Here is an 11,728-nt window from a genome sequence, read left to right as displayed (position 1 = left end):
TTCTCGCAAAGGACAGGGTGATTCGCGTGATTTCTTCCGCGCGCTCCCGTCTCGGGCGTCTCGGGATTTCCGGTTGCCTTGGATTTGTGCGTTGCCTGAACGCGCGGCATCCCCTATAATCCATAACGCCTTGGGACAAGCAGGGTCGAAACCCCTAGCTGCTCAGCACCTTCGGGACGTGGCGCAGTTTGGTAGCGCGCCTGCTTTGGGAGCAGGATGTCGCAGGTTCGAATCCTGTCGTCCCGACCATATCCGCGGGCGTAGTTCAATGGTAGAACCTCAGCCTTCCAAGCTGATGACGCGGGTTCGATTCCCGTCGCCCGCTCCAGAAATGTAATCGAGCCCGGTACCCTCGCGGTGCCGGGCTCGCTTGGTATACGTGCCGGAAATCGAACCCGGATGCGGGCGCGGAGCGGAGCAAACGCGTGAGCGTTTGCCGCGGAGCGCGCAAGGCGGCGCAGCCGCCGCAGCGGACTGAGCGAGCGAAGCGAGCGGCGATTCCCGTCGCCCGCTCCAGAAACGTAATCGAGCCCGGTATCCTCGCGATGCCGGGCTCGCTTGGTATACGTGCCGGAAATCGAACCCGGATGCGGGCGCGGAGCGGAGCAAACGCGTGAGCGTTTGCCGCGGAGCGCGCAAGGCGGCGCAGCCGCCGCAGCGGACTGAGCGAGCGAAGCGAGCGGCGATTCCCGTCGCCCGCTCCAGAAATGTAATCGAGCCCGGTACCCTCGCGGTGCCGGGCTCGCGCTGTTACACAGGCTAAGACGCAGAGCCAACCACAGGTTCAGGATGTCCCCGTCGCACGCAGATGATCTGTGCAGCAATGGAAATGGCAATCTCTGCCGGCGTCTCGTCACCCAAGGGGATTCCAACGGGCATGCGCAGGCAATCAATTTCATCCGCCGAGAACCCCGCCTCGGCGAGCTTTCCCTTGATGAAGGCGGTCTTCTTCGCGCTGCCCAGGCATCCCAAGAACCGCGGATGATGTGGCAGAACCTTCGAAACCACCTCGAAGTCGGAGCTATGCGCCGGCGTACACACCACAACATAATCGTGCGGCGTAATCTGGACCTGTTCATCGATATGGGAATAGCCCGCAGAGACCACACGCTCCGCCGCCGGATAGTTGCTCGCAATCGCCAACTCGGGCCGCGCATCGTAGACCACGACCTCGAATCCAATACCAGCAAGAACGGGCACCAGGGCTGCACCCACATGCCCGCCTCCGAAGATATACACACGTCCTTCGGCGGCAATCGGCAGCATGAAGCGCCGCCCGTCAAACGTGGGCTTCGTGCAAGCGAGCGCCGCGTCGAAGGCAGCCGCATCGAATGCGTCGGGCAGCATGATGGCGCCGCAGGTCGAGGAATCATCGCGCATCTGCTCGAGCACATGGCGCTCCTCCTGGGTCGTGTGCATTGAGGCGACCGCGCGGCCGCCATCATCGGCAACAACCGCTGCTGCAGGGTCGTCGGGGTCCTCAATATCGATAACGAGCACGGCGTGCGAGCCTTGGCGGCGGGCACGAAGCAAAGCATTCAACCCCGTCATGCCCGGCAACAGGTTGAGCAAGCACACCAGAGCGTCGCCGCCGCAAATCATGCCTGTGTCACTCTGCTCGCCGTCCATGGTGTAGCTGCGAACGCACGAGCGCGCCGCCCCAAGCGCCCTACGCGCCTCTTTGACCACCAAGCGCTCGAGCGCACCGCCCCCGACCGTACCCTCGACCGACCCATCTTGGCACACGGCAAGACATGCACCGGCTTTTCGAGGCGATGAGCCATGCGTCGCGATGAGCACGCAGAGCTCCACCGCGCGTCCGGCCTCCAGCTCCTTCTCGATGCACTCGAGCAGCTGCTCATCCATGTACGTTCGCCTCTTTCTCGCCCGTTGTGCGACCTGCTCTCGCCGCCCAGCCGCCTAGCCTCGCAGCGCTCCGGTAAGCGCCAGCACCGCCTCAAGCACTCCCCCGCCCACAGCACGGGCCTTATCGGACACGCTGAAGCAATGCTCCACCACGCCGCGCGGATCGATGTCCCCCGCCTTCATGCCCGGCGTCACCGAAACTCCGGGGGCCAAGAGGCCGCGCAGCACGCCGTCGATCGTGCAGGTCATCGGGATGCCCGCAACCGTTGCAGCCACATCCCCCGCATGCACCACGTCGCCGATTTCACGCACCGGCTCGAAGCGCCCCTCGGCCGGCGCGCGCAGCACGCGGTCGGCACCGTGACCCGCGATAATCCCCGGCACGCCCGTGTTAGGAATCGCGGACCCCTCCCAGATAACGCGCCCCAGGTAATGACCGCGCTTAGTCTCAACGACAGCATGACAATCAAGACCCGCCGTAAAGCCCGGACCTACGCCCACAACCGCCGGGGCGTCCGTGATGTGCGTCCCCAGGTTGCGCTTGGCAAGGATCGCATCAACGAGCGCATCGGGCGAAAGCTTCGAGACGCATGCCGCATCCGGGTCCACCAGCACGGCGATCTCGCCCTTCGCGAGAATGGCACGGGCCTTGTCCACATCGGCGGCAAACCGTGCGCGAACGCCCTCGACCTCCATCGTCCCCAGGCGAATGGCCTCGGAAAACGCGACCGTACGGCGCACCGTGGTAGGACGGGCGATGTCGCACATCACAACGCGGCACCCCGCCGCATGAAGGCGCACGGCAATGCCTGTCGCCAAGTCCCCGGCGCCTCGAACGACGACCAACATAGAAGCCCCTTCCCAGCGCGCCCGCGCGCTACAATCGCTCGTACCCAACAGTGTACCCGCCGTCGCGCGTCGGGACCTGCGGGAAGCCCCTATCCAGTCGATGTGTTCATGGGAGGAAGCATGGTCGAGCAACTATCCTTCGAGGCGCTCCCCGAAGCCCTGGGCATAGAGCGTGGCATCGCGGCCGTCGTGGGCAGCGGCGGCAAGACAACCACCCTCTCGACGCTTGCCCGCCTGCTCACCTCATGCGACCAGCCCTCGCAGGGCGTCGTCCTTACCACCTCGACACATATCCGGCCCTTCCCCTCCACGCCGCTCTACACGGGCGACCGCGTCGACGAGCTGGCCCAGGCGCTGCGCTTGCAGTCCGTCGTATGCTGTGGAACGCCCGTCGAGGACGGCAAGCTTGCAGCCCCGTCCCTCCCCCTCGACAAAATCGCCGCCGTCGCAGAGCACGTGCTTGTAGAGGCGGACGGCTCGCGCGGGCTGCCCATCAAGGCGCACGCCCCCCACGAGCCGGTTATCCCACGTCACACGCGGTCGCTGACAGTCGTTGTCGGCCTCGACGGATTCGGAGGAACTATCGCGGCAGACGTGCATCGCCCCGAGCGATTCTGCGCGCTTGGAGAAGCGCGGCCGGACGATGCCGTGACCCCCGAGCTTGTTGCACGCGTGCTCAGCCGCGAACTCGAGGGCGGCGCGATCCCGATCCCCGCAGGTGTGACGCCGCACGTGCTGCTCACCCATGTGGAAACGCCTGGGGACCTTGAAGATGCTCAGCGATTCCAGGCATCCCTAGGACGAGAAGTGCTTGCGGTGAATTATCCTCGCGAGGCTCTGTGGCGCATCTCCTGACAGAGAGACGGGCACAGCATCAGGCACCGCAGCCGCCCGGACGCACGGCGGCGGCACCCGTCCCACCGACCGGGCCGCGGCTGCTCAGCGCGCAACGTAGGCGCCCGGACGCTCGCCCGTAGGCTCGCCGTCGCGTGCCACAAGCCGCCCGTTCACAAACACCAGATGCGCCCTACCATGCGCCTCGAAACCCTCATAGGGGGTATAGTCGACCGCCTGCTGCTGCGTCGCAGCCGATATGGTCCATCGCGCCGCGGGATCCCACACCACCACGTCGGCGTCGGCGCCCTCGGCAAGCCGCCCCTTACGGGGCCACATACTGAAGACGCGCGCCGGATTCTCGCTCATAAGACGCACGAGGTCGCAGGGGCCCAGCTCGCCCTCGAACGTCGTGGCGATCACCGCCGGCCGATGCTCGATGCCCGGCCCTCCGTTCGGGATCTTCGTGAAGTCCCCGCCCGCCTCCGGACGGCCGCGGTCCTTCTGACCGTGCAGGTTGAACGAGCAATGGTCGGTCGCAATGGTCTCAATCTCGCCAGCAAGCACCGCCTGCCGAAGCGCGCGGCGGTCCGAGGGTTTGCGCAGCGGCGGGCTCATAACGTATTTCGCCCCGGCAAACCCGTCGTCGCCCTCTTCCAGATACCGTTCGTCATCGAGGACCAGGTACTGCGGGCACGTCTCCACATGGATGTTCTGCCGGCCGCGCGCCTTTGCCTCTCGGATGGCGCGAAGACCGAGCTCTGTGGACAGGTGAACCACGTTTACCGGAGCATCGCCCGCCAGATGGGCAAGATAGAGCAGGCGCGAGATCGCTTCCGCCTCGACCGCGGCGGGGCGGCTTAGCGGATGTCCCTCGGGACCGACGATGCCCTGCGAAATCACCCTGCGCTGCAGCTCGTTGACAAGCGTGCCGTTCTCGCAATGCACGCACAGCACGCCGCCGCGGTCGCGCACGGCCTCGAGAACCTCCAGCGTCTGTGCATCGTCAAGTCGCAGATGGTCGTAGGCCAAATAGGTCTTGAACGAGCGGACGCCGCCGGAGCAAACCTCGTCCATCTGTTCGAGCGAACCTTCGCCCCATTCGGAGATAGCCATATGAAACGCGTAGTTTGCGGTGCAGGTTCCATCGGCGCGGCGATGCCACTCCGCAAGGGCATCGGGCATGGTCACGCCGCGATCGGCGGTGGCGTAGTCGACGATGGTCGTGGTGCCTCCGCACGCCGCCGCGCGCGTGCCCGTCTCGAAGCTGTCCGCCGTCCAGTCCATACCGGTCCAGCATTGCAGGTGCGTATGACCGTCGATAAATCCCGGCATGACCCAGCAGCCGGCAGCATCGTGCACCTCGTCACCTTCGGCAGGCGCTATGCACGAAGCGATGCGGGCGATATGCCCACCCTCCAAAGCGATGTCTCCACGAACGAGCCCCTCGGGAAGGACCAGCGTGCCGTTGCGAATGATAATCATGGATGCCTCCTCTTGAAGTCGTGGACGAATACGGTGAGCTGCCCAACGGACCATGCGCGAACATACCTAAGTCGCGTCCCCGCGGCGGGAAGGTGCAGCGTCATGCGATGGATGCTGCACTGCAGCGAACTGCAAGAGCGCGCCCATCCTTAGGAAAACGCAGATCGAAGCCCCTCGCAACAACCTTTCTGCACACTCGCTTCGGAAAAGGGCGTCCTTTTCCGGAACCGCCGAGCAGGCCCTTTTGCGCTAAGCTGTCTACCTGGGGTTTTACTAGGCGGGCAGCCCGGTCTACTCGGCCAATCGCGTTTTGGACGCCCTTTTCCGAAGCGAGCTTGCGCGAGGGGCTCAAAGGCGACCATCAACCGGCGCTTCCTGAGGTTGGAATGTGCGACTCCCTGCAGGCAAGCACGCGCTCTAGCGCTGCAAGGTCCGACGGGGTGTCCACATCCCACAGCTCCTCAGGGCTTTGCGCCTCCACAAGCAGAACGTGCCCCGCTTGGGAGAGAACCGCGCTGCCGCCTTGGCTGCCTGTAAGCGCCATGAGCTGCGGGAAGAGCCATGCAGGAAAGAGCACGGGGCCGCCGGGGGCTCCGCGCCAGCCAAGCCGTACAGCAGCGTCAGGACTTGCCGCGAAGGCAGCGTACAGCCGCTCGAAGCCCTCGCGTGCAACAAGCGGCTGGTCTCCGGGCAAAAACAGACAGCCGTCCCACCGATCAAGCCCAACCACCAGGCCAGCACGAACAGCCTCGCTTCGCAAGCTGCCGTTGTGAAGCACCACGTGCGCACCCAGGTGCTCGCAAAGCCGCGCCACCTCGGGCCAGCGCGTTGCCACCACCACGTCGAAGGGCGCCCGCTCCCCCGCCGCAAGCACCGAACTAACGGTGCGCTCGATAAGGGGCGCGCCTCTAAGGGGGGCGAGGAGCTTCCCCGCACCGGGCTGGAGCGACGAAGCAGAACGCGCGTCTTCAACAGGAATACCCGACGCGGCAGACCCGGCCGCATCGCCGCGCGCGCAGGCCTCGGCAAACCTCCGGCCCTCCCCCGACGCCATGACCACGCATCCGATGCTCATGCGCCCCTCCTACCGTACGTCGCGAGTGACCTCTCTTGCTGCATCCACCATAGCAAATCGGGGTGTCCGGCAAACCGGACACCCCAAATGGATACGATGCTAGGCGCGGGCAATACGCGTGCCTGTCTTGCCGGCTAGGCCGTCTGCTGCCTTCTCGAGCAGGGTGATGAGCGACGTGCGCCCCTCCTTGCTCTCGACAAACGCACTCGCCGCTTGCACCTTCGGAAGCATGGAGCCAGCTCCAAACTCACCGGCAGCGGTAAGCTCGGCGGCGCGCTCGGGCGTCAGGGTGTCCAGCCACTCTTCGTGGTCGGTGCCAAACCCAATGGCCACCCGCTCGACTGCCGTCAGGATGACGAGAAAGTCGGCGTCAAGCTGCTCGGCCAGCTTCTCGGCGGCGAAATCCTTGTCGATCACGGCCGCCGCGCCCTTGAGGTGATGAGCTCCGGTCGGGATGACCGGGATGCCGCCACCGCCGCAGCACACGACGACATGATCGGAGTTCACGAGCGACGAGATCGTGTCGAGTTCAACGATCGACACCGGCTTGGGGCTCGCCACCACGCGGCGGTAGCCCTTCTGCTCGTCATGCATGAACTCGTAGTCGCGGTCGCGCGTGAGGGCGTCCGCCTCGTCCTTGCTCATAAATGGACCGATGGGCTTCGTCGGGGTCTTGAACGCGGGGTCATCGGGATCCACCTCGATCTGGGTGAGCACCGTCGCCACGCCCTTCTCGATTCCGCGGCCCAGCAGCTCCTCACGCAGGGCGTTCTGCAGGTCGTAGCCGATGTACCCCTGACTCATGGCACCGCAAACCGACAGCGGGCAGGGAATGTACTTCTCGGGGTCGCTGCGGGTAAGCTCGGCCATGGCGTTGGCGATCATACCCACCTGCGGGCCGTTGCCATGCACGATGACGACCTCGTTGCCTTCCTGAATCAGGTCGGCGATGGCGCGCGCAGTGATCTTCACGGCAGCCATCTGCTCGGGAAGGTTGGAGCCCAGAGCGTTGCCTCCAAGCGCCACGACGATACGTTTGCTCATACTCTCCTCCTTCTTCGCGCACGGTGACGCGCGATGCTTGAAGTCTTGGTCTCCTTGGTCTCAAAACAGCGATGCCCGGGCCGACACGCGCGGTCGCGCATCCACCCGGGCACGCCGGATCGATCGATTGCATGTGAAACGGCGAGGCGGCCGCGCGGCGTCGGCCCGTTCCGCGGTTTGGTAAAACCGTGGAACCAACTACGCCTGGAACCAGCGGGGCTTCGCGGCCTCCTCGAGGGCGCGCAGGGTCTCGACCGGGTTCTTGACCTTCTGCAGGAAGATCATGGCCGCGATAGCGTACGGCTTGTAGCTGGCCTCCTTGTACATGCCCACGCGATGCATGTCGAAAACGTCGGCCATGACCTCGCCGTGCTCGCAGGACACGCCGGAGATGTCGGCCGGCAGCGGATGCATGAAGATCGTGTCGTCACCATGGGCGGTCTTCGCCATGAGCTCACGCGTGGAGCACCAATCCTTGTGCGTGGCGTTCTGGGCGAGCAGCTCCTTCTCGAGCGCCGCGATACCGGCGTCGTCGCCCTCGGCGTAGAGGTTCGTGCGCTTCTCCATGGCGGCATAGGGAGCCCAGCTCTTCGGAATCACGATGTCCGCGCCCTCGAAAGCCTCCTCCATCGTGTTCACCTGACGGAAGGTGCAGCCGGACTCGGCGGCGTAAGCGCGCGCGGCCTCCACGCGGTCGCTCATGAGGTCGTAGCCCTCGGGATGCGCCAACGTCACGTCCATGCCAAAGCGGGGCAGCAGCGAGATGAGCGACTGCGGGCAGCTGAGCGGCTTGCCGTAGGAAGGCGAGTAGGCCCAGGTCACCGCGACCTTCTTGCCGCGCAGGTTCTCCAGGCCGCCGAACTCGTTGATGAGGTAGAGCATGTCAGCGGAAGACTGCGTGGGGTGATCGGAGTCGGACTGCAGGGAGATGAGCGTCGGGCGATGATCGAGTACGCCGTCCTCGTACGCCTCGGCCACAGAGCGAGCGACCTCCTCCATATAGGCGTCGCCCTTACCGATGTACATGTCGTCGCGGATGCCGATGACGTCGGCCATGAACGAGATCATGGTCGCGGTCTCGCGGACGGTCTCGCCATGGGCGATCTGGGACTTCTTCTCGTCGAGGTCCTGCAGCTGCAGACCAAGCAGGTTGGTGGCCTTCGAGAAGGAGAAGCGGGTGCGGGTGGAGTTGTCGCGGAACAGCGACACGGCCAGGCCGGAGTTGAAGATGCGCGGAGAGATGTTGCGCTCGCGCAGGTTGCGCAGCGCCGCAGCAACCGCGTACAGGGCGCGCAGCTCATCGGTGGTCTTGTCCCAGGTGTGCAGGAAGTCGGCGTTGTACATGCCGGAGAAATCGAGCCCCTGGAGCTCGTCGAGAAGCGCAGAGAAATCCTTGGCCATGAGTGTTCCTTTCTGTGGAAGCCGTGTTATCGAAAACCTTGCAGGTCAGAAAATGCCCGCAAGCGTCGTTGCGGCGAGGCGAGCTGCCCCGGACGGGGAGGCCGAGCGCCTAACGGTAGCGCTCGGCGGATGAGGGACAAGGCCCCGCCACAACGACGCGCTGCGTCAAACCTACTTGATGTCGTTATCGGTGGCGCCGGCGCGGAATACGGTCACGTCGCCGGTCTTCTTGGACGGGTCATAGAGGTTGAGAGCCGCGGTGTAAAGCGCCGCGCAGGTCACGAGGTCCTGCTTGTAGGTGACCTCGTTGGGTGCGTGCGCCTGGCTCTCGGCGCCCGGGCCGAAGCCGACGCACGGAATGCCGTAGCGACCCTGGATGGAGACGCAGTTCGTGGAGAAGGTCCACTTGTCCGTGAGCGGACGGCCCTCACGCTTGTCCATGCTGGCCGCGCAGCCGATGCGCTCGTCGCCAAAGAGGGCGCGATGCGCGTCGACAAGCGCCTGCACGTGCGCCGCGCTCTCGGCGTTGATCCAGGTCGGGAAGTAGGCCTCGGTCTCGAAGACGGTGCCCTTCCAGCTGGGACGGTCGTACATGTACATGGAGACCTTGACGTCATCGCCATACTTCTTGACGGACGGCAGGTTGCGAATCTCGTCCAAACAGGAGTCCCAGGTCTCGCCGGCGGTCATGCGGCGGTCGATGGAGATGGCGCAGGAGTCCGCCACGGCGCAGCGCGACGGGCTGGTGTAGAAGATCTGGGAGACGGTGCAGGTGCCGCGGCCCAGGAAGCGAGCGTCCTGGTAGTGCTCGGGGTTGTACTTGGGGTCGAGCATCTTGACGAGACCCTTGATATCGGTCGACTCGTCGCAGCCGTTGTTGTTGAGCGCGCGCACGTCGGCGATGATGTCGGCCATCTTGTAGATGGCGTTATCGCCGCGATCGGGCGCCGAGCCATGGCAGGAGACGCCGTGGACGTCCACGCGAATCTCCATGCGGCCGCGGTGGCCGCGGTAGATGCCGCCGTCGGTGGGCTCGGTGGAGATGACGAACTCGATCTTGTTGCGTGCGTCCTCCGGACCGTCGAAGTACTTGTTGACGATGTACTGCCAGCACATGCCGTCGCAGTCCTCTTCCTGGACGGAGCCGACGACCATGATCTTGTAGCCCTCGGGGATGAGCCCCAGGTCCTTCATCATCTTCGCGGCGTAGGTGGCACTGGCCATGCCGCCCTCCTGGTCGGAGCCGCCGCGGCCGTAGATGAGATCGTCGGTCTCGTAGCCCTCGTAGGGGTCGGCCTCCCAGTTTTCGCGGTTGCCGATACCCACGGTGTCAATGTGGGAGTCGATGGCGATGATCTTGTCGCCCTCGCCCATCCAGCCGATCACGTTGCCCAGGCCGTCGACCTCGACCTTGTCGAAGCCGAGCTTCTCCATCTCGGCCTGGATGCAGGCGACGACCTCGCCCTCCTCGCAGGACTCCGACGGATGGCTGATCATGGCGCGCAGAAATGCGGTCATGTCGGAGCCGTAGCCGGCGGCGGCTTTCTTGATGGCGTCAAAATCGAGTTCCTTGATCATAGGGCTCAGATCCTCTCTTTGGATGTTGGTGAACGTGTCGGGCGGGCGGGAGGCCCCATATGCCTCCGTGCTCAAACATCCTCACGCTTCGCGCTGCGGAACTGCGCGCGGAGGCATATGGGGCCTCCCTCGCACGGCCGATTTTCCTCAGCGTCCGGTGCGGCGGACAATCGTGCTGCAACTCAATCGATCTGCCACCCTCTCTCGTTGCGGAAGGGAAGATGGCGCGTCGCTTCGCGACGCCTTTAGCAGGAGGGGTAGGCGCCGTTCCAGACGACGTTGCGGTAGTTCACCGGGTCGGTGTCGCCCTCCGTGGAGAACAGCAGCACCGAGCTCTGGTCGGTCAGGCCGATGGCTTCGCGCAGGTCGGCGTACTCGTCGGACTCCATGATCGTGGTGATGAGGCCCGCACCCACGGCGCCCGACTCGCCCGAGATCACACGCGGGTCGCCCGCAAGCGGGGCGCCCAGCACGCGCATGCCCTTGGCCGCAACCCAGTCGGGGCAGGAAACGAAGACGCTCACATGGTTGCGCAGGATGTCCCAGCCAAGCGTGTTGGGCTCACCGCAGGCAAGGCCGGCCATGATCGTGGGCATGTCGCCGTCCACGATGCGGGGCTCACCGTCGCCGGCCACGGCTCCCTTATAGAGGCAGGCCGCCTCGGAGGCCTCCATGACCACGAAGGTCGGCGGGTTATCGGGGAAGAGATTGGCGAAGTAACCCACAACGGCGCCGGCCAGCGATCCTACGCCCGCCTGCACGAACACGTGCGTGGGGCGCTCGACGCCGGCAGCGGCGTACTGCTCGGCCGCCTCGGACGCCATGGTGCCGTAGCCCTCCATAATCCAGGAGGGAATCTCCTCGTAGCCCTCCCAAGCGGTGTCCTGAACGATTACGCCGTTCTCGCAGGCGTCGGCCTCGGCGGCGGCCATGCGGACGCACTCGTCGTAGTTCACGTCCTCGATGGTCACCTGCGCGCCCTCGGCGGCGATGTTGTCGAAGCGGCTCTTCACAGAGCCCTTGGGCATGTGCACGACAGCCTTCTGGCCAAGCTTGTTCGCAGCCCACGCCACACCGCGGCCGTGGTTGCCATCGGTTGCGGTGAAGAAGGTGGCCTGACCGAAGTCGCGCGCGAGCTCCTCACTCGTGAGGTAGTCATAGGTCATGTCCGAGACAGGCTTGCCGATCTGCTCGGCGATGTAGCTCGCCATGGCAAAGGAGCCGCCCAGAACCTTGAAGGCGTTGAGGCCAAAACGATAGCTCTCGTCCTTCACTGCAAGGTTCGCAAGCCCCAGGTCGGCCGCAAGGGCATCGAGCTTGGCCAACGGGGTGACCGAATACTGGGGAAAGCTGCCATGGAAGGAGCGCGCCGCCGCAACATGCTCAAGCGACATGATGGAGAGATGCTCGTCGGCACTTTTCTCCATGCGGTTCTTTACCCATTCGATCTTGCTATGCGCCATAGGTACAGCTCCTTCGAGACTCAAGACGATACTGTCTGTCGTGCGGACATGTCCGAACGCTTTGTTCGTCAAGCAAACTTTTTGTTTGACATCCATGTTGTACCACGCGGACATTACCTTGCGCAAGACAATT

General features: G+C 64.7%; 9 protein-coding genes and 2 tRNA genes. 3 read left to right on the top strand and 8 right to left on the bottom strand.

From position 1 onward, the window contains the following. Positions 1–172: 172 nt before the first annotated feature. Positions 173–249: transfer RNA gene (locus B5F33_RS06770), tRNA-Pro, on the top strand. Between the two features lie 5 nt (positions 250–254). Then, positions 255–328, top strand: a tRNA-Gly gene (locus B5F33_RS06765). 431 nt (positions 329–759) lie between these two features. On the opposite strand, the gene B5F33_RS06760 is transcribed toward B5F33_RS06765, so the two are convergent. Together B5F33_RS06760 and yqeB are read right to left on the bottom strand one after the other, a co-directional pair. Further along, positions 760–1,866 carry an XdhC/CoxI family protein gene (locus B5F33_RS06760; RefSeq protein ID WP_087411045.1) on the bottom strand — a complete coding sequence of 369 codons (1,107 nt, stop codon included), beginning with the start codon at positions 1,864–1,866 and terminating at the stop codon, positions 760–762. A 54-nt stretch (positions 1,867–1,920) separates the two neighbouring features. Next, the gene (yqeB, locus tag B5F33_RS06755) at positions 1,921–2,715 is read right to left on the bottom strand and encodes a selenium-dependent molybdenum cofactor biosynthesis protein YqeB (protein WP_087411044.1); all 795 of its coding nucleotides are present in this window, start codon (positions 2,713–2,715) and stop codon (positions 1,921–1,923) included. 120 nt (positions 2,716–2,835) lie between these two features. On the opposite strand from yqeB, the gene yqeC reads away from it, so the two are divergent. Beyond that, on the top strand, positions 2,836–3,570 hold the full coding sequence (gene yqeC, locus B5F33_RS06750; protein ID WP_158095326.1) for a selenium cofactor biosynthesis protein YqeC: 735 nt from the start codon (positions 2,836–2,838) through the stop codon (positions 3,568–3,570). 84 nt (positions 3,571–3,654) lie between these two features. On the opposite strand, the gene hydA is transcribed toward yqeC, so the two are convergent. The 6 genes from hydA to dpaL all read right to left on the bottom strand — a co-directional run bounded on the left by hydA (position 3,655) and on the right by dpaL (position 11,595). Then, entirely contained in the window at positions 3,655–5,034 is a 1,380-nt protein-coding gene (hydA, locus tag B5F33_RS06745; protein WP_087411043.1) for a dihydropyrimidinase, read from the bottom strand. 361 nt (positions 5,035–5,395) lie between these two features. Further along, positions 5,396–6,109: a nucleotidyltransferase family protein gene (locus tag B5F33_RS06740; protein WP_087411042.1), complete on the bottom strand. Its 714-nt coding sequence runs from the start codon at positions 6,107–6,109 to the stop codon at positions 5,396–5,398. Positions 6,110–6,208: 99 nt separating this feature from the next. Further along, positions 6,209–7,153, bottom strand: a complete 945-nt coding sequence (arcC, locus tag B5F33_RS06735; RefSeq protein ID WP_087411041.1) for a carbamate kinase — start codon at positions 7,151–7,153, stop codon at positions 6,209–6,211. 198 nt (positions 7,154–7,351) lie between these two features. Further along, the gene (gene ygeW, locus B5F33_RS06730) at positions 7,352–8,554 is read right to left on the bottom strand and encodes a knotted carbamoyltransferase YgeW (RefSeq protein WP_087411040.1); all 1,203 of its coding nucleotides are present in this window, start codon (positions 8,552–8,554) and stop codon (positions 7,352–7,354) included. A gap of 171 nt (positions 8,555–8,725) precedes the next feature. Continuing rightward, positions 8,726–10,129 (bottom strand): YgeY family selenium metabolism-linked hydrolase, encoded by a 1,404-nt coding sequence (locus B5F33_RS06725; protein ID WP_204214438.1) that lies wholly within the window; start codon positions 10,127–10,129, stop codon positions 8,726–8,728. 248 nt (positions 10,130–10,377) lie between these two features. Beyond that, complete coding sequence (gene dpaL / locus B5F33_RS06720) at positions 10,378–11,595, bottom strand: diaminopropionate ammonia-lyase (RefSeq protein WP_087411038.1); 1,218 nt, start codon at positions 11,593–11,595, stop codon at positions 10,378–10,380. Positions 11,596–11,728: the final 133 nt, after the last annotated feature.

Source organism: Collinsella sp. An2, assembly GCF_002160065.1.
Classification (GTDB): domain Bacteria; phylum Actinomycetota; class Coriobacteriia; order Coriobacteriales; family Coriobacteriaceae; genus Limicola.
Note: the sequence above shows the minus strand (reverse complement) of the source record. Positions and strands in the feature narration are given on the sequence as shown.

Bases quoted from the DNA above. Each gene is read 5' to 3' on its own strand.
- dpaL (WP_087411038.1), bottom strand. From the start codon at position 11,595: ATGGCGCATAGCAAGATCGAATGGGTAAAGAACCGCATGGAGAAAAGT.
- ygeW (WP_087411040.1), bottom strand. From the start codon at position 8,554: ATGGCCAAGGATTTCTCTGCGCTTCTCGACGAGCTCCAGGGGCTCGAT.
- B5F33_RS06740 (WP_087411042.1), bottom strand. From the start codon at position 6,109: ATGAGCATCGGATGCGTGGTCATGGCGTCGGGGGAGGGCCGGAGGTTT.
- B5F33_RS06760 (WP_087411045.1), bottom strand. From the start codon at position 1,866: ATGGATGAGCAGCTGCTCGAGTGCATCGAGAAGGAGCTGGAGGCCGGA.
- yqeC (WP_158095326.1), top strand. From the start codon at position 2,836: ATGGTCGAGCAACTATCCTTCGAGGCGCTCCCCGAAGCCCTGGGCATA.
- hydA (WP_087411043.1), bottom strand. From the start codon at position 5,034: ATGATTATCATTCGCAACGGCACGCTGGTCCTTCCCGAGGGGCTCGTT.
- yqeB (WP_087411044.1), bottom strand. From the start codon at position 2,715: ATGTTGGTCGTCGTTCGAGGCGCCGGGGACTTGGCGACAGGCATTGCC.
- arcC (WP_087411041.1), bottom strand. From the start codon at position 7,153: ATGAGCAAACGTATCGTCGTGGCGCTTGGAGGCAACGCTCTGGGCTCC.